Annotated in this window: 11 protein-coding genes; 2 read left to right on the top strand and 9 right to left on the bottom strand. The window is 60.2% G+C overall.

The features are described from left to right. Positions 1-56: 56 nt before the first annotated feature. Complete coding sequence (locus AAEZ10_RS17880) at positions 57-5,774, top strand: membrane-targeted effector domain-containing toxin (protein WP_350570319.1); 5,718 nt, start codon at positions 57-59, stop codon at positions 5,772-5,774. Between the two features lie 63 nt (positions 5,775-5,837). Here AAEZ10_RS17880 and AAEZ10_RS17875 read toward each other — a convergent pair whose 3' ends face one another. The 3 genes from AAEZ10_RS17875 to purL all read right to left on the bottom strand — a co-directional run bounded on the left by AAEZ10_RS17875 (position 5,838) and on the right by purL (position 11,234). After that, complete coding sequence (locus tag AAEZ10_RS17875) at positions 5,838-6,191, bottom strand: DUF6124 family protein (protein ID WP_073473621.1); 354 nt, start codon at positions 6,189-6,191, stop codon at positions 5,838-5,840. A gap of 829 nt (positions 6,192-7,020) precedes the next feature. After that, positions 7,021-7,332: a YqfO family protein gene (locus AAEZ10_RS17870; protein ID WP_122747661.1), complete on the bottom strand. Its 312-nt coding sequence runs from the start codon at positions 7,330-7,332 to the stop codon at positions 7,021-7,023. 5 nt (positions 7,333-7,337) lie between these two features. Then, the gene (gene purL, locus AAEZ10_RS17865; protein ID WP_024011705.1) at positions 7,338-11,234 is read right to left on the bottom strand and encodes a phosphoribosylformylglycinamidine synthase; all 3,897 of its coding nucleotides are present in this window, start codon (positions 11,232-11,234) and stop codon (positions 7,338-7,340) included. Between the two features lie 285 nt (positions 11,235-11,519). Here purL and mltF point away from each other — a divergent pair, with 285 nt between their 5' ends. Further along, entirely contained in the window at positions 11,520-12,980 is a 1,461-nt protein-coding gene (gene mltF, locus AAEZ10_RS17860; protein WP_024011704.1) for a membrane-bound lytic murein transglycosylase MltF, read from the top strand. An 80-nt stretch (positions 12,981-13,060) separates the two neighbouring features. On the opposite strand, the gene pdxJ is transcribed toward mltF, so the two are convergent. The 6 genes from pdxJ to lepA all read right to left on the bottom strand — a co-directional run bounded on the left by pdxJ (position 13,061) and on the right by lepA (position 19,117). Beyond that, positions 13,061-13,807: a pyridoxine 5'-phosphate synthase gene (pdxJ, locus tag AAEZ10_RS17855; protein WP_016771560.1), complete on the bottom strand. Its 747-nt coding sequence runs from the start codon at positions 13,805-13,807 to the stop codon at positions 13,061-13,063. Between the two features lie 39 nt (positions 13,808-13,846). Beyond that, positions 13,847-14,536, bottom strand: coding sequence for a DNA repair protein RecO (gene recO / locus AAEZ10_RS17850; RefSeq protein WP_041479514.1), 690 nt, complete (start codon positions 14,534-14,536; stop codon positions 13,847-13,849). A gap of 166 nt (positions 14,537-14,702) precedes the next feature. Then, entirely contained in the window at positions 14,703-15,605 is a 903-nt protein-coding gene (era, locus tag AAEZ10_RS17845; RefSeq protein WP_007909024.1) for a GTPase Era, read from the bottom strand. Further along, on the bottom strand, positions 15,598-16,287 hold the full coding sequence (gene rnc / locus AAEZ10_RS17840) for a ribonuclease III (protein WP_024011703.1): 690 nt from the start codon (positions 16,285-16,287) through the stop codon (positions 15,598-15,600). Before rnc ends, era begins: the two co-directional genes overlap by 8 nt. 169 nt (positions 16,288-16,456) lie before the next feature. Beyond that, positions 16,457-17,311, bottom strand: coding sequence for a signal peptidase I (gene lepB, locus AAEZ10_RS17835; protein WP_016771563.1), 855 nt, complete (start codon positions 17,309-17,311; stop codon positions 16,457-16,459). A gap of 9 nt (positions 17,312-17,320) precedes the next feature. Then, positions 17,321-19,117, bottom strand: coding sequence for a translation elongation factor 4 (lepA, locus tag AAEZ10_RS17830; protein ID WP_016771564.1), 1,797 nt, complete (start codon positions 19,115-19,117; stop codon positions 17,321-17,323). Between the last annotated feature and the right edge of the window lie 87 nt (positions 19,118-19,204).

Raw genomic sequence — 19,204 nt, 5'->3', positions numbered from 1 at the left:
CCTCCACGCCCCGCTCGCCATGCTGGCCCTTCATCCCCAGCATGGAAATCGTGCCCATGAGCACCCCCAACGCACCCACACCCGATGAGATCAAAAACGATCTCAACCAGATCGGCCGTCTGCTCTTCAACACCGAAACCCCGCTGCTGCCCGAGCACAAACCGAGCACCGAGCAGGCTCATCTCAAACGCCTCGAAGAGCAGCTGAAAACCTATCGCGACGGCTACCTGCAACGCAGTCGCGCGCTCTATCAGGCGCTGGCAACCAGCGACCTGCAAAGCGAGGCAGGCGAGCAACTGATCGCCACGCTGAAGGTGCGCCTCAGCACGCAACTGATCAACATGGATCTGCGTGACCAGATCGACGGCAAACCGGCAAAAACCTTCCTTAAATACGACGCCGGTTTCACCGCGCTCGAGTACGAGGCGCAACAAGCCGTCAAGGATCGCCTGTTGCACCCGCAGGCTGGTGAGCTGATGAAGAAACTGGCGCTGGGCCCGCTGTTGCGTCCGGCCATGTATGCGTTGCAGTTCACTTATCAGCAAACCACTGTCGAGCTCGCCGGGGCCTTTGTCGTTACGCAAAACGACACCCCGAAAGTCAGCGATCTGCTGACCGACCAGAGCGCGGGTTTCGTCGTGTTGTTCACGCCCGCCAGGGGCCTGGAGCTGTTCAATTCGCTGGCTGATCTCAATGCCCATCTGCTCGAGACCATGAAGCACAGCATCAGCCGTAGCGAGTTGATGCAGCTGCTGCCCAGCCGCTACCACGATGTCGGTACAGCAGGAATCTGGCCATTGCAGCTGGCGCCCATCGACAGCCAACCGCTGTTCGAACACATCTACGATGCCTTGATCGAAAAACGCACCCTGGATATCGAATATGCACTGAGTTTCGCCGCTAACCCGCAGCAGGATCCCGCTCGCTTGATCGCCGAGCTGGAGCGCGCCATCGGCGCTGCGTTGCCGGATCTCACTCCGCGTCTGGCCCTTCAGGCACAAACCCTGTTCGAACGGCACCTGCGCAACAGCGCCCCGGACTGGTACCGCAGCGCCGACGCGGCCAAGCGGGCCGAACTGGCGTTGCACCTGGGCAACTACAATCAGGCCCGGCAAAACCTGCTTGACCTGATGGGCCCGGCGGTCAGTCTGATGGCCGTGGCCCGCCAGCAATGGCTGGAGCGTCTGAGTGATGATCTGCAAATCGACGATCTGCAACCGGACAACCTGCAAATCACCACCGACCGGCGGGTACCGGGATACGGCGTATATGTGCACAAGCGCAACCTGCTCGAGCTGACCCTGCGCGGCCCGCACACCGGCGATGAGTTGCCAGGCTCGGAGTTTCTCAGCCACACCCGGCTGACTTACAACGACCTGCCGCTAGCCGACGAGTACGCGGACGTGACGCCCGCCTGGGTGATCAAGCAGGCACTGGAGCTGGAACCGCGCGTCGACTTCGCACGTTTGCAAACGCAGATGCAGGCAAGCTCCGCGATCAAACCTGCCATTGAGCAAATGCTCGATCAGCGCATCGTCGCGCTCGCCCACACCGCAGCGCTGCAAGGGCACCTGCTCGACAGCGACCTGCAAATGATCCAGCGCCTGCGCAGCGGCAGCGATTCACAGTTGCGCGCCGCCACGCTGTGCTTGCACGGTGCGCAACTCCAAGACCTTTGGGTGCTGCGTCAGAACGATCAGTCCGGTGCGCTCAAACGCGTTCTGCTATGCACGCCACAAGCCCCACGCGATCGCCAGTTCGAGGCCTTTGACAGTGAGCGCGAATGTCAGGCCCATGTGTTGTCGTGGGCCAAGCAGAGTGACGCCGCCCAAACCATGGCCGGTTACCTGGTCAGCCGCGCACCGATGCGCTTTCGTCCTGCTCTGCGCAAAGTCTTGTCGGGGCTGAGCTTCAAGCCGGAAGCAGCGGAGCACCAGAAGGTGACTTTCGATCACCTCGGCAACCATCTCGATTGCCTCAAAGCGATGGCTGAACACATGCTCGCCACACGCATCGATGATTATGATTTCAGTACACCGGTGTGGTACCGCTCGACCACTGCGGCCAATCGCCGACAACTGACGACGTTGAGCGACGACGCCGAGGGTGCACTGCTCGCATTCAAGCAACATCCGCTGTCGGGCGGGCGTTTCCAGACATTTGACGCCTACGTGCACGAGCAAGCGAAGCTCAGCCTGAACCGCTTGCTCAAACGTGCGGCCAATGACGTCGATCCTGACACCGTCTGGGCCTACTCGCCAAAATCGATCGTGCCCTCATGGACACCAGAGCCGTTGACCTATACCCGGCTGTATCGCGACGGCTATGCCGACGGCGTGGGTTTTCTCGAGCAGAAATTCTCACGCTCGGCGCGCTTCAGAGGTCCGCAAGGCATCGATATCAGCAGCCTGACCGCGCAGAATGTCGCGCGCTCGGTCACAGGGGTATGGATCGGCCAACGCTATACCGACAAAGTTAAAAAGGAGCTGCAGAATTCCCAGAGCGAAGGCTACGCGTTCCGCCGCAACGCGACGCTGGCGATCACTCAGCGCCAGATGCAAAGCGCCGCGCTGGAATGCCAGCTGCAAGGACATATCGCCAGCAGCGACCTGCAATGGCTCCAGCAAAGCATCACCAGCATGGATCAAACGTCGGGGCAGACGCGGACGAAGTACCCGATCCACCGGTTGATGATCGACGGCGAATGGGTGATCGATACCTGGCTGTTCAGCCATGGCAGTAATCCGGTTCTGCTGTATACGCCGGACGCGCCGGACGGCGTGCGTTTTCGTGAAGCGCGCCTGTTCAATTATCTGCTGCTGCAATCGGGCATGGTCGAGTACTTCACCTCGCGCGTGGGTATCAGCGCCCAGACCCGGGTGCGCACGCACCTGGACAACATCCGCAAGAAGCTGCCCAAAGACCTCAACAAAACCACCCCCAGCCCCGCCCGCTACGACTCGATGCGACCGGCTGACGCCGTCAGCGACCTGCCTACCGCGCTCTATGACATGAAGCTGCAACGGCGGATCGACAACGTCCACGCGACCACCACCAGTCGTATCGAAATGATCGCCGGCCTGATCTGGACGAGCGTTGAGTGGGTCGCGGCCATCGCCACCGCGCCCTTCCCGCTGTTGAGCCTGAGCACCGGCCTGTTGCTGGCCTTCAAGGACGCGATGCTCGCCCTGCATGCCTATCGTCAGGGCAACAACAACGAAGCGTTCCGGCACTTGCTCGGTTATCTGTTCAACAGTGCCGGCGCGGTGCTGACGGATCTGCGTCCGGCGCTACGGTCACTCAAGCCCGTCCGGCGCCCGTTGCGTCAGGCTGTCGCCACTGCCGGCGATGAGCAACAGAGTGCTCTGGCATTGGTCGATCAAATGGCCACTGAACCCGTCTGGGACGATATGCAGGCGGTCGCTTTCAGAGGACAGTCGTATTACGCCAGTAACAACCCGGACGCGCTGGGCCGTTATTTGCTCTACCGCCCGGATCCGAATGGCTCCGGACTGCTTTCGACCGGCATTCTGACCGTACGCAATTCCGACGGGGTGATGGTGCGCAGCGGCCTGTCCGGCGGTGCACCGAAATACGAAGCTGTGCCCGATACACCCGGTCCGCACAAAGATTATGGAGTCGCGATCGACTACCGCGAGCGCGTCGAAACGTTGCTGGTTCCGCAATCGCGCGAGGCATTGCTGCAACTGAGCGACATGGGTATCCCGCGGCAGACCATCATGGCCCGGGTGGTCGATCAGTTGAGCGATGTACGCACAGCCTATCTGGAACAGGTCGAAAAACTCACCAAAGATGCCACGCGCCATTTTGCCCGGCTCGCACCGCTGCCCGCCCGTGCCGAAGTGCCGGCGGTTGCCGCCAATACCTCATTCGCACAGTTGATCGGCAGCGATGCATTCGCCGCAAAAAACCTGGTGATCGGTGCACAACCTGGTTCGATCGCCAGCAAACAGTTATTGATCGAGCATCTCGACGTCCTCGTGGCGAACGGCTACAAGCATCTGTTTCTCGAATACCTGCCGGGTGACGTGTTTCATCTCAAACTGGAAAAGCTCAACAGGAACGGCTCCTGGTTTCATATCAAGAAACATCTGAAGGCGCTCGACAAAGCCATGGGGTATGCGCCGGACGCAGCTTTTTCTTACCTGGCGCTGGTGCGCAGGGCCCGGGAAAAAGGCATGAGCATCCATGCGCTAGACGGCTCGGCCAGCTATAAACTCGAAGGGATCATGGTGATGTCCGAGGTCTCGCCTTTGACCCCGCGAAACAACTCCATCAGAAACTTCTATTCGCACAAGGCGCTTGCCAGTGATATGGCCGACGTCGGCGAAGAGCGCTGGATTGCCCTGACCGAACAGTCGCGCATGACCACGTTCGACAACACGCCGGGCCTGGCCGACCTGCACGAGGCCGTAGCCATACGTGTTGAGGACATCGACCTGTACCAACCCGCACGCATAAGCAGGGATACACCCGGCGCCATCGCCGGCGATGCGACTGCGCAAGGTGATTTCCTGGTACAGATGCCGAGCACCTACAAGGCACCTCTACCCGTCTCCAGGCCACCCGCCGCAGCTAGCGCCGTTGATCACTTCAGCGATTTCGATGTGGCTTTGCCGCTGCGCGACGATATCGCTGAAATGTTGCATAAGCCCTACTCCATGGACTCGAATTACACCCCGACGATCTCCAGTGAAAGAACGGCCTACGAGGCTTTCATCGCCCAGCGCAAGCGCCTGGAAAAAACCGCCAGAGACGCTTTCACCGACTACGTCCCTCCCGATGCGCCGATCCTGCCGGTGCTCACCTCCGACTGCACATTCGAGGCTTTTTTGCGGCAGCTGGCCGACGGACGCTTGAATCTGCTGATCGGCGAAGCCCATGCCGATGTAGCGAGCAAAGCGCTGCTGAAAAAGCACATGAAAGCGCTCAAGAAAGCAGGCTATGACACGTTGTATGTCGAGCACCTGTTCACCGATCTGCACCAGGCCGATCTCGACATTTTTTTGCGAACCCAACGTATGCCGGACAGGCTGAAGGCGTACCTGCATCGTCAGGACCGGGGGCACATGATCGCTTACGGTGGGAGCGATACCTACACGGAGCTCTACCAGGCAGCAGCCAAATACAACATCCGCATCAGAGCGATCGATTGCACAGCGTCCTACCACCTCAAGGGCCTGCATGACAAAGCAGTCTCGCGAAACGAGATGTTCAGCTATTTTGCAACCCGAGTGATCGAGGCTGATCAACTGGCCAACGGCCCGCATAAATGGGTGGCCCTCATCGGCAGTGCGCACACCAATTACAACCTCGGCGTGCCAGGTCTGGCCGATACACTTTCAGCCGTCAGCCTGCACGTGCGCGACACCGCCCCCGAGCTGGCCAGGGATATTCATCGCGGTACATGGGAATTTGTCAGCGGCCAGCACGAGGCCAACGTGAGGGCCTTGAGCAGCGACTTTGTGATGGAGGTGGCCGTCCCCGGCACGAAAAAGCCTGCTGCGACGCCTTCTGTCAGTCGCAGCAGACTGACTCGACAGGGCCAATTCCTGATCGAAAATGCAGATACCCGCAACGCCAGTGTGGTGCATAGATCCAGGTCCGGCGAGATCGTTGAGACGCCGATTCAGATCAATGACAAAGGTCTGTTCTTCATTGATCGCTGGGGGAAAAAAGACCAGAGCTTCAAATACCTGCGAACCTTGGTCGACATGCTTGTAACGGACGTCAAGCTGACACAGGTGACGTGACATCCACGCGATTGCACGTCGTGGAAAACCACCGGGCTCGACGGCCCGGTGGTTTTTTTACGCCTACGGATCAACCCGATCCAGCGCACGGTTCACCGCCAGCTCAGCAAGCATGATGATCTGCTGAATCGCCAGCGCCGTATTGCGCTGCGGTCGCCCCAACTGATCGGCGAAATCACTGGCCAGAGTGTTGGCTGAAGCGAGGGATTCACAGGCGTGGGCCAGCAGGGTTTCGGTGTCGACGTCGGGCTGGACGAGGAACATGGTGCCGGGCGGGCGCGCCTTGCTCGGCTGTGGGCACAGGTAAAAATCCAGAGCGCGCTTGATCGCTTCGCGGTTTTTCGCGAGGTCGTCGGCGCGGATGGTTTGTTCGAGGGGGGTGGGTTCGTATGGTGGATCGGGAACGATTTTATCCACAATGCTTCTCCTGCTGATGCTGATGGGCAGCCATCGATCGCCGGATCTCACGCGGCGAATAGGTGGCAGCTATGTGCGAGGTGAGATCCACCGGAGCAGGCAACCGGCCAGACCGAAGTCTGCCCGCACACAGCCGCCATAAAGCAGGCAGCAGATTGAGCTGGCGCCAATTATCGTGGTGCTGGCGCCAGTTGCAAGCTATCCGGGGATCTCACTCCCGATCGCTGATTAGCAGCGACGGGAAAAGACTAGAGATCGCACGTCCGACGGACAACCTGAAAACCTTGTGGGAAGGTTCTGCGAACTCAGATACCGCTTTAAACACACTCCAGATCGCCACCCTCACCCTAGCCCTCTCCCAGAGGGAGAGGGGACTGACCGAGTTGTTCAGGCGAGGTACGCCGACGTGAAAGTCCGAGTTGAACTCAGGATTTGCAAACCACACAAAATCGGCCCCCTCTCCCTCGGGAGAGGGCTGGGGTGAGGGGCAGCAACAACACAAATCAAAAGCCGGACACACACGCTTTTCACCACTCAATAGGCCGAGTGTCAGCTCGCCTGCTCTTGATCTTGATCCACCGGCGACGTCATAACGCTTCGGCATTGCTAGACACCTTCGCCCCCATGAATGGTTGAGTCAATCAACAGAGGTGACAGGTAGGCTGACACGGGGGTGCTTGTAAAAAAGTAAGTCGCCGTAAGGGCGAAACCGCCAGCCGCCACACCCGAAGCAACGGATATTCACCCAAATCAAGACAAAACCAAGGCCAACAAAAAACCCGCAGACAATCACTCATCTGCGGGTTTCCCGTTCAAGCAGCCAAGAAGATCAGAAATCCTTCAGCCGCCACACCTCATAAGCCGGCGTCTCATACGGATGACTGAGCTTCAACGCCGCCACAACAGCCACAATCAACTCATCCGCAACGACAAGCTCAACCTTCCATTCCTCAACCCGCTCGACCTGCCCCGCCTGACCGATAAACGGCTGACTGCCGTCCAACGGTCGAAACTGGCCCAGGCCAAGCACCTGCCACGCACAGTGGTCATAGTCACCGATCCGCCCACCACCGGCAGCGAACACAGCCCCTTTGACCACCTCGACATGACTGTCAGGAACAAAAAACGCCAACTTGTACACGACGATCAGTTAACCCACACGCGTGCGTTACGGAACATGCGCATCCACGGAGCGTCTTCGTTCCAGTCTTCCGAACGCCACGAGTTCTGCACCGCACGGAACACACGCTCCGGGTGCGGCATCATGATCGTCACGCGACCGTCACGGCTGGTGAGGCCGGTGATCCCGCGCGGCGAGCCGTTCGGGTTGGCCGGATAGGCTTCGGTGACCTTGCCGTGGTTGTCGACAAAACGCATCGCCACGCAACCGGACAGATCGGCTTCCAGCAGTGCTTCTTCGCTGGCGAACTCGGCATGCCCTTCACCGTGGGCGATGGCGATCGGCATGCGCGAACCGGCCATGCCCTGCAGGAAGATCGAGTTCGATTCCTGGATCTGCACCATCGCCACCCGCGCTTCGAACTGCTCGGAGCGGTTGCGCACGAAGTGCGGCCAGAACTCGCTGCCCGGGATCAGCTCGTGCAGGTTGGACATCATCTGGCAACCGTTGCACACGCCCAGCGTGAAGCTGTCGTTACGTTCGAAGAAGCCTTGGAACGCATCGCGGGCGCGGCTGTTGAACAGCGCCGACTTGGCCCAGCCTTCACCGGCGCCGAGCACGTCGCCGTAGGAGAAACCACCGCAGGCCACCAGGCCTTTGAACTCGTTGAGGTCGACACGACCGGCGAGGATATCGCTCATGTGCACGTCGATCGCGCTGAAACCGGCGCGGTCGAACGCGGCGGCCATTTCCACCTGACCGTTGACGCCCTGCTCACGCAGCACGGCAACCTGTGGGCGGATGCCTTTCTTGATGTAAGGCGCGGCGATGTCCTGATTGACGTCGTAGCTGAGCTTGACGCTCAGGCCCGGGTTGTCTTCTTCCAGCAGCGCGTCGAATTCCTGCTCGGCGCAGTCGGCGTTGTCGCGCAGACGCTGGATCTGGTAGCTGGTCTCGGCCCACTGACGTTGCAGCAGACGACGCTGGCCTTCGAACACGGTGTCACCGTTGAAGGTGATGTTGATCTGGCCATTGTTGATCGGCTGACCGATCACCGACACGCAGTCGCCCAGACCGGCGGCGCTGAATTGCGCGAGGATGTCCGGGGTGGCGTCCTGACGAACCTGGATCACCGCACCGAGTTCTTCGTTGAACAGGATCGCGGCGATTTCCGAAGCGGATTCGGCAACGCTGTCCAGGTTCAGGCTCAGACCGCAGTGGCCGGCGAAGGCCATTTCCACCACGGAGGTCAGCAGACCACCGTCGGAACGGTCGTGGTAGGCCAGCAGGTGACCGTCGGCATTGAGGCCCTGGATCACCGCGAAGAAGGCTTTCAGGTCTTCGGCGTCATCGACGTCCGGCGCATGCTTGCCGAGCTTGCCGTGGACTTGCGCGAGGATCGATGCACCCATGCGGTTCTGGCCGCGACCGAGGTCGATCAGGATCAGGTCGGTGGTGCCCTTGTCCATGCGCAGTTCCGGGGTCAGGGTCTGACGGATGTCAGCCACTGGCGCGAAACCGGTAACGATCAGCGACATCGGCGAGGTGACAGTCTTGTCTTCGCCGTTGTCATTCCAGCGCGTGGCCATGGACATCGAGTCCTTGCCCACCGGAATGGTGATGCCCAGCTCAGGGCACAGCTCCATGCCGACCGCTTTCACGGTGTCATACAAACGCGCGTCTTCGCCCGGGTGGCCGGCCGCCGACATCCAGTTCGCCGACAATTTGATGTCGGAGAGCTTGTTGATGCGCGAGGCGGCAATGTTGGTGATGGTTTCGCCGATAGCCATGCGGCCCGATGCGGGCGCGTCCAGCAGAGCCAGCGGAGTACGCTCGCCCATCGCCATGGCTTCACCGGTGTAGACGTCGAAACTGGTGGCGGTGACGGCAACGTCGGCCACCGGCACTTGCCATGGGCCGACCATCTGGTCACGGGCGACGAGGCCGGTGATGGTGCGGTCGCCGATGGTGATCAGGAAGCTTTTGCTGGCTACGGCCGGATGATGCAGAACGCGTTCGATGGACTCGCTGATGTCGAGGTTCGACGGATCGAAGTCATCGCCCAGCTCGGCTTCGCGAACCACCGAACGGTGCATGCGCGGCGCCTTGCCCAGCAACACTTCCAGCGGCATGTCCACCGGGTTGTTGCCGAAGTGGCTATCCGTGACAGTAAGCTGCGGTTCGGCAGTGGCTTCCCCGACTACGGCAAACGGGCAACGCTCGCGTTCGCAGATCGCCTGGAAGCGCTCGAAGTCTTCCGGGCCGACTGCCAGCACGTAACGTTCCTGGGATTCGTTCGACCAGATTTCGTGCGGGGCCATGCCCGGCTCGTCATTCGGGATGTTGCGCAGTTCGAAACGGCCACCGCGATCGCCGTCGTTGACCAGTTCCGGGAAGGCGTTGGACAGACCGCCCGCGCCGACGTCGTGGATGAAGCTGATCGGGTTCTTGTCGCCCAGTTGCCAGCAACGGTCGATGACTTCCTGGCAACGACGCTCCATTTCAGGGTTCTCACGCTGCACGGAAGCAAAATCCAGATCCGCCGAGCTGGTGCCGGTGGCCATCGACGAAGCCGCGCCGCCGCCGAGACCGATCAACATCGCCGGGCCGCCGAGCACGATCAGCTTGGAGCCGACGACGATCTCGCCTTTCTTGACGTGTTCTTCGCGGATGTTGCCCATGCCGCCAGCGAGCATGATCGGCTTGTGATAACCGCGCACTTCGTCACCGTGCGGAGTGGTGATCGACTGTTCGAAGGTACGGAAGTAGCCGGTCAGCGCCGGACGACCGAATTCGTTGTTGAACGCAGCGCCGCCGAGCGGGCCCTCGATCATGATGTCCAGCGCGGTGACGATGCGCTCAGGCTTGCCGTACGGCACTTCCCACGGCTGTTCGAAGCCCGGGATCTGCAGGTTCGATACGGTGAAACCGGTCAGGCCGGCCTTTGGCTTGGCGCCGCGACCGGTTGCACCTTCGTCACGGATCTCGCCACCGGAACCGGTGGATGCGCCCGGGAACGGCGCAATCGCGGTCGGGTGGTTGTGGGTTTCAACCTTCATCAGGATGTGCACCGGCTCCTGCACCGCGCCGTACTGGCGGGTTTCAGGGTTCGGGAAGAAGCGGCCGGCAACGTTGCCGACGATCACCGAAGCGTTGTCCTTGTAAGCGGACAGCACGCCTTCGCTGTGCATCTGATAGGTGTTCTTGATCATGCCGAACAGGCTTTTTTCCTGGCTCTGGCCGTCAATGTCCCAACTGGCGTTGAAGATCTTGTGGCGGCAGTGCTCGGAGTTGGCCTGGGCAAACATCATCAGTTCGATGTCATGCGGGTTGCGCTTCAGACCGTTGAAGGCGTTGACCAGATAGTCGATCTCGTCTTCGGCCAGGGCCAGGCCCAGCTCGGTGTTGGCCTTTTCCAGCGCGGCGCGGCCGCCACCGAGGATGTCGATGGCGGTCAGCGGCTTCGGCTCGGCATGGCTGAACAGACCGGCGGCCTGTTCGAGGTTGGCCAGCACGATCTGGGTCATGCGGTCATGCAGCGCGTCCGAAATCAGCTGGGCTTCGGCTTCGCTGAACTGCCCTGCAACATAGAAGGCGATACCGCGTTCCAGACGCTGGATCTTGCTCAGGCCGCAGTTGCGGGCGATGTCGCTGGCCTTGCTCGACCACGGCGAGATGGTGCCGAAACGCGGCAACACCAGAAACAGACGGCCGGTAGGCTCTTGAACCGGAACACTTGGGCCGTACTTCAGAAGGCGCGCTAGCACCTGCTGTTCGTCGCCGGTCAGGACGCCGGTGACTTCGGCGAAGTGAGCGAATTCAGCATACAGGCCACTGACAGCTGGAACCTTCTGGCTCAGTTGCTCAAGGAGTTTGCTGTGGCGAAAGGCAGAAAGGGCAGGAGCGCCGCGCAGGATCAACATCTTCGGGACAGCCTCGGGAAGGGGTGTGCTTTGAGGCCGTGCATTCTAGCCTAAACCGACCTCAACATCACCCGAAACGCTACGCACGGTTGCACTCGGGTAGCAATCTGTGTTTCTGCCTTCGGGGTCAGGTAAATCGAGCGTTTCAGCATGGCTTATTTTTACTGTAACAAAATGCCCTGAAGGCCCGTATTCAAGGGATTTCGTTCGATTTTGTGATCGCTAGCAGACTAGTCCTACGCTGTCGAGATATGGCGCCCGTGGCCGTTTGCGTATACTGCGCAGATGTTTTTCCCAACGGCTTTGCGTCCGCGATACGCCAAATGGCTGATCGCAACCGGACTCTTCCTGGTGCTCGGTGGCTGTGTTGATAAACCCAACACACTCGAGCGCGTAAAGGAGGACGGTGTGCTGCGCGTGGTTACCCGCAACAGCCCCGCCACCTACTTTCAGGATCGCAGCGGTGAAACCGGCTTCGAATACGAGCTGGTGAAGCGCTTCGCCGACGATTTGGGCGTCGAATTGAAGATCGAGACCGCCGACAACCTCGATGACCTGTTCAACCAGGTCGGCAAGCCAAATGGCCCGGTACTCGCGGCCGCCGGTCTGGTCAGCAGCGATGAACGCAAGAAGCAGGTGCGGTTCTCCCACTCCTACCTCGAAGTCACCCCGCAAATCATCTACCGCAACGGCCAGTCGCGCCCCACCGATCCGGCGGATCTGGTCGGCAAGAAGATCACCGTACTCAAGGGCAGCACCCACGCCGAGCAACTGGCCGCGCTGAAACAGAAATATCCCGGCATCGAATACGAAGAATCCGACGCGGTTGAAGTGGTCGATCTGCTGCGCATGGTCGATGAGGGCCAGATCGACCTGACACTGGTCGACTCCAACGAAGTGGCGATGAATCAGGTGTACTTCACCAACATCCGCGTGGCCTTCGACCTCGGCGACGCGCGCAGTCAGAGCTGGGCGGTGGGCCCGGGCGAAGACAACAGCCTGCTCAATGAAATCAACGCCTATCTGGACAAGGTGCAGAAGAACGGCACCCTGCAACGCCTGAAAGATCGCTATTACGGCCACGTCGATGTGCTTGGCTACATGGGCGCCACCACCTTCGCCCAGCACTTGCAGCAGCGTCTGCCGAAATACGAACAGCACTTCAAGAATTACGCGAAGAAAGAGAAAGTCGACTGGCGCCTGCTCGCCGCCATCGGTTATCAGGAATCGCTGTGGCAGCCGACGGTGACCTCGAAAACCGGCGTACGCGGCTTGATGATGCTGACCCAGAACACCGCGCAGGCGATGGGCGTATCGAACCGCCTCGACCCCAAGCAGAGCATCATGGGCGGCGCCAAGTACCTGGCTTATATGAAAGATCAGCTGGACGATTCGATCCAGGAACCGGATCGCACCTGGTTTGCCCTGGCGGCGTACAACGTCGGCAGCGGCCATCTGGATGACGCGCGCAAACTGGCGGCGAAGGAAGGCCTGAATCCGGACAAGTGGCTGGACGTGAAAAAGATCCTGCCGCGTCTGTCGCAGAAGCAGTGGTACAGCAAGACCCGCTACGGTTACGCCCGCGGTGGCGAACCGGTGCACTTCGTGGCGAACATTCGTCGCTACTACGACATTCTGACTTGGGTAACCCAGCCGCAGCTTGAAGGCGATCAGGTGGCCGAGGGCAACCTGCATGTGCCGGCGATCGACAAGTCGAAACCCGCGCAAGAGCCCGCCCCGCTCTAAAGCAAAAGATCGCAGCCTTCGGCAGCTCCAGGGTTATGTGTTCACCTGTAGGAGCCGCCGAAGGCTGCGATCTTTTGATCTTAGCCCTTGAGAGCAGCAGCCAGAATCAGCGCTTTCATTTCCGATACGGCAGACTTGAAGCCAACGAACAACGCATGCGCCACCAGCGCGTGGCCGATGTTCAGCTCGTTGATGCCTTTGATCGCAGCCACGGCTTCAACATTGTGGTAATGCAAGCCGTGACCGGCGTTAACGATCAAGCCTTGGGCCAGACCAAACGCAACGCCATCCGCCACACGCTTCAATTCCTCGGCCACTTCAGTCGGGGTTTCGGCATCGGCGTAACGACCGGTGTGCAGCTCGATGGCCGGCGCACCGACGCGCTTGGAAGCCGCAATCTGGCGCTCGTCGGCGTCGATGAACAGCGACACTTCGCTGCCGATCTTCGACAAGCGCTCGACCGCCGCCCTGATGCGTTCTTCTTGCCCCGCCACATCCAGACCACCTTCGGTGGTCAGCTCCTGACGGGTTTCCGGGACCAGGCAGATGTGCGCCGGGCGAATACGCTCGGCGAACGCCATCATTTCTTCGGTGACGCCCATTTCGAAGTTCATGCGGGTTTGCAGCACATCCTTGAGCAGCAGCACGTCGCGCTCCTGGATGTGACGGCGATCTTCGCGCAGGTGCACGGTGATGCCATCGGCGCCCGCCTCTTCTGCATCCAGCGCCGCTTTGACCGGATCCGGGTAGCGCGTGCCACGGGCCTGACGCAGGGTGGCGACGTGGTCGATGTTCACGCCGAGAAGAATGCGATTGCTGCTGGTCACGGATGCGCTCCTGAATTGAGAGGTTCGGCGCACAGCATATCAGGGCTTGCGAAACAGCTCGCGACTGACAAGCGGACGCCCGCCCAAATGCACCGCCAGGGCCTGGCGCATCAGGCGCTTGGCCGCCGACAGCGCACCGGGCGCCGACCAGTCGGCTTCGGCCATGGCCAGCAGTTCGGTACCGTTAAACAAGCCTGGTTGCAGCAGGTAAACGCGCTCGAGTCCGGCGTCCACTTGCAAGCGATAGAGGCCGTCAGCAGCGACAGGTTCGCCGTGGATGTCGGTATTCATGGAGAAGCCGTAGCCGAGATCATCCAGCAGACGCCATTCGAAGGAGCGCAGCAACGGTTCCAGCGGCCGACCTTCGGCCAGCGCCAGCAGGGTCGCGGCATAGTGATCGAAGACTGCGGGATGCGGATCTTCGGCAGGCAACAGGCGAATCAACAGCTCGTTGAGATAGAGGCCGCTGAACAGCGCCTCGCCGTTGAGCCATGCCGAGGTGCCGGAGCTTTCCATGCGCCCGACATTCTTCAGCTCGCCCTTGCCACGGAACTCGACCTCCAGCGCCACGAACGGCCGCGCCAGCGTCCCGGCCTTGCCCCGCGCACTGCGCAACACCGCCCGCAGCCGACCTTGCGGCGTGAGGAAATCGACCAGTGCGCTGGTTTCGCGATAGGCGCGCGAATGCAGGACGTAGGCGGGTTGGGCGGGAGGCGGGTTTTGCGACATTGAGTTCTCGATGAAGAAACGCGGTTTTACATACAACCCAAAACCACTGTGGGAGCGAGCCTGCTCGCGAAAGCGGAGTGACAGTCAACATCAATGCTGAATGTTACATCCTCTTCGCGAGCAGGCTCGCTCCCACAGTGAGTAGCGGTGTTTTCGAGATCGCTACTTACAGGTCGCCATAACCCAGCGAACGCAGCGCGCGCTCGTCATCGGACCAGCCGCCCTTCACCTTGACCCACAGGTTGAGCATGATCTTGGAGTCGAACAGCAGCTCCATGTCCTTGCGCGCTTCGGTGCCGATGCGTTTGATGCGCTCGCCCTTGTCGCCAATGATGATTTTCTTCTGGCCGTCACGCTCGACGAGAATCAGCGCGTGGATGTGCAAGGTCTTGCCCTGCTGCTTGAATTCTTCGATTTCAACCGTGATCTGGTACGGCAGCTCGGCGCCCATCTGGCGCATGATTTTCTCGCGCACCAGTTCGGCGGCAAGGAAACGGCTGCTGCGGTCGGTGATCTGGTCTTCCGGGAAGAAGTGATCATTCTCCGGCAAGTGATCGGCGATGACCTTTTCCAGCGCGTCGAGGTTGTGCCCGTGCTGCGCGGAAATCGGGATGATCTGCGCGTTTGGCAGCTGTTCCTGCAACCAGCTCAGGTGCGGCATCAGCTCGGCTTTGTCTTCGATGCGATCGGTCTTGTTCAGCGCGACGATCAGCGGGCCGGTCACGTATTGCACACGCTCGAGAACCATCTGGTCTTCGTCGGTCCACTTGGTACGGTCGACAACGAAGATCACCACGTCGACATCTTTCAACGCCGCCGACGCGGTTTTGTTCATGTAACGGTTCAGGGCCTTTTCGCCACCCTTGTGCATGCCCGGGGTGTCGACGTAGATCGCCTGCACGTCGCCCTCGGTCTTGATCCCGAGCATGTTGTGGCGGGTGGTCTGCGGCTTGCGCGAGGTGATCGCGAGCTTCTGCCCGAGGATGTGGTTGAGCAGCGTCGACTTGCCGACGTTGGGACGGCCGACGATGGCAACGTAGCCACAGCGAGTTGCGTTTGTATCAGTCATTGCCATTCTCCACGCCCAGGGCAATCAGTGCTGCGGCGGCCGCTACCTGTTCGGCAATACGACGGCTCACACCCTGACCTCGGCTTTTTTCATTCAGTAAGACCACTTCGCACTCGACGAAGAAGGTTCGGCAGTGCGGTTCGCCCTGGATATCCACCACTTCGTAGCGTGGCAGTTCGCAACCGCGCGATTGCAGGTGTTCCTGCAAGCGGGTTTTCGGATCCTTGTTGGTGTCGACCAGCGTCAGGCCTTCGAATTCGCCGGCCAGCCAGGCCAGCACGCGCTCGCGGGCGACGTCCATGCCGGCATCGAGGTAGATCGCGCCAATCAACGCTTCGAGGGCATCGGCCAGAATGGATTCACGGCGGAAACCACCGCTCTTCAGTTCGCCCGAACCCAGGCGCAGATAATCGCCGAGGTCGAAACCGCGAGCCAGTACGGCCAGGGTCTCACCTTTTACCAGCCGTGCGCGCAAACGCGACAACTGGCCTTCGCGGGCCAGCGGGAAGCGATCGAACAGCGCCTCGCCAGCGACGAAGTTGAGGATGGCATCACCGAGGAACTCCAGACGCTCGTTGTTGCGCCCGGCAAAACTGCGGTGCGTGAGGGCCAGCAGCATCAGCTCCTGATCCTTGAAGGTGTAACCGAGCTGGCGCTCGAGACGGCTTAGAGAAACGCTCACGGTTTACCCACGCTGAGTTCGTGGCTGGTTTCCACTGCCATCGCCGGGGTACGGCGCAGGCCTGGGACAATTAACGCTGTGTTCAAAAAATAAATCCTGGCGATTGCGAAGCCGATTGTGCCGGCTCCAGAAATGCATTCGGCGCTGTGGTCAACAGCGCCGTGTTTGATTACTTGATCAGGCCAACCCGCGAGAAATTCGGCAGGTGGCTGAGTTTCGGCTCCGGCCAGCTCATCCAGACCGCGAAGGCCTTGCCGACAATATTCTTGTCGGGAACCATGCCCAGCAGATCCTTGGGAATGTTCGGATCATCCCAGTAGCGGCTGTCATTCGAATTGTCGCGGTTGTCGCCCATCATGAAGTAGTGCCCGGCAGGCACTGTCCACGAACGGTCCGGGGTGGCGCGGTAACGGCTCATTTCCTTGCGGATCAGGTGCTCGGCTGCGCCGAGTTTTTCCTGATAGAGCTCCGCGCTGCCCAGCGAACCCGCTTCGGCGCCGACCATCTTCTCGGCAATCGATTCGCCGTTGACGAACAGACGCTTGTCGGCGGTGTAACGCACCGTGTCACCGGGCAGGCCGACCACACGCTTGATGTAGTTGACGTTCGGGTCGCTCGGGTAGCGGAACACCATCACATCGCCGCGCTGCGGGTCACCGACTTCGATGATCTTCTTGTCGATCACCGGCAGCCGGATGCCGTAGGAAAACTTGTTCACCAGAATGAAGTCGCCGACGTCCAGGGTCGGTTTCATCGAGCCGGACGGAATCTGGAACGGCTCCACCAGGAACGAACGCAGCACCAGCACGATGAACAGCACCGGAAAGAACGACTTGCCGTATTCGACCAGCAGCGGCTCTTTGTTCAGCTTCTCGACCACCACAGGCTCGGGCTGGCTGACACTGCCTTGATAAGAGGCAATGGCAGCACGCCGACGCGGTGCCAGGAACAGCAGATCAAGCAACGCCAACAGGCCGCAGACGAACACGGCGATGACCAGCAACAGCGGGAAATTTAGCGACATAGGACCTGATTATTCCAACCTGAGCACGGCGAGGAAGGCTTCCTGTGGAATTTCCACATTGCCGACCTGTTTCATGCGTTTCTTACCGGCCTTCTGCTTCTCGAGCAGTTTCTTCTTACGACTGACGTCACCGCCGTAGCATTTGGCCAATACGTTCTTTCTGAGCGCCTTGACAGTTGTCCGGGCCACGATCTGACCACCGATGGCGGCCTGGATCGCCACGTCGAACATCTGACGAGGAATCAGTTCTTTCATCTTCTCGGTCAACTGGCGACCTTTGAAGTGCGAATTGTCACGGTGCACGATCAATGCCAGGGCATCGACCTTGTCGCCGTTGATCAGCACGTCCAGTTTCACCAGATTAGCCGATTGGTAACGATCGAAATGGTAGTCCAGCGAAGCATAGCCGCGGCTGGTGGATTTGAGACGGTCGAAGAAGTCCAGGACCACTTCGTTCATCGGCAGGTCGTAGGTCACTTGCACCTGATTGCCGAGGAACAGCATGTCGACCTGAACACCGCGTTTCTCGATGCACAGGGTGATCACGTTGCCCAGGTGTTCCTGCGGTACGAGGATATTGGCGCGCACGATTGGCTCGCGCATGTCCTCGATCGCCGACACGTCCGGAAGCTTCGACGGGTTGTCGACGTAAATCGTTTCACCGGTTTTCAGCACCAGCTCGAAAATTACCGTCGGCGCAGTGGTGATCAGGTCCAGGTCGTATTCGCGCTCGAGGCGCTCCTGGATGATCTCCATGTGCAGCATGCCGAGGAAGCCGCAACGGAAGCCGAAGCCCAGGGCGTCGGAGCTTTCCGGGGTGTACTGCAGCGACGAGTCGTTCAGGGTCAGCTTCTGCAGCGCTTCGCGGAAATCCTCGAAGTCGTCGGAACTGACCGGGAACAGACCGGCGTAAACCTGTGGCTGAATGCGTTTGAAGCCCGGCAGCACCGGCACGTCCGGCGTGGAGCTCAAGGTCAGGGTGTCACCGACCGGCGCACCGTGAATGTCCTTGATGCTGGCGATGATGAAGCCCACTTCGCCGGCCTTCAGATCAACGGTGGCGGTGTGTTTCGGGTTGAACACGCCGACGCTGTCGACCAGGTGCACCTTGCCGGTGGACTTGACCAGAATCTTGTCGCCCTTCTTCACACGGCCGTGGCGCACGCGTACCAGGGAAACAACGCCCAGGTAGTTGTCGAACCAGGAATCGATGATCAACGCTTGCAGCGGATCTTCGATATTGCCGGTCGGCGCAGGGATGGTGTGCACCAGACGCTCGAGCACTTCGTCGACACCCAGGCCGGTCTTGGCGCTGCAGGTGACGGCGTCGGTGGCGTCGATGCCGATGATCTTCTCGATCTCGTCCTTGACGCGATCCGGCTCGGCCTGGGGCAGGTCGATCTTGTTCAGGACCGGCATGACCTCCAGGCCCTGCTCGATGGCGGTGTAGCAGTTGGCCACGGACTGGGCTTCGACGCCCTGCCCCGCATCGACCACCAGCAAGGCACCTTCGCACGCGGCCAGGGAACGGCTGACTTCGTAGGTGAAGTCGACGTGGCCCGGGGTGTCAATGAAGTTCAGCTGGTAGGTGATGCCATCTTTGGCTTTGTAATAGAGGGTAACGCTGTGGGCCTTGATGGTGATCCCGCGTTCACGCTCAAGATCCATGGAATCCAGTACCTGGGCTTCCATTTCACGCTCGGCCAGGCCGCCGCACATCTGGATGAAACGGTCAGCCAGCGTCGACTTGCCATGGTCAATGTGGGCGATGATGGAGAAATTGCGGATATGACTCAAATCACTCACGGATCAACACTCAAAAAGGCTGCAGGCTTGGCCCGCCGAAAAATAGCCGGGAATTGTACCTGATACACGGCGCAAGCGTCACGTTCG

Origin of the sequence: Pseudomonas sp. H26/SER47-MNA-CIBAN-0231 (assembly GCF_040310465.1) — a bacterium.
GTDB lineage: Bacteria > Pseudomonadota > Gammaproteobacteria > Pseudomonadales > Pseudomonadaceae > Aquipseudomonas > Aquipseudomonas atacamensis.
This window is presented reverse-complemented; position numbering and strand designations above follow the sequence as displayed.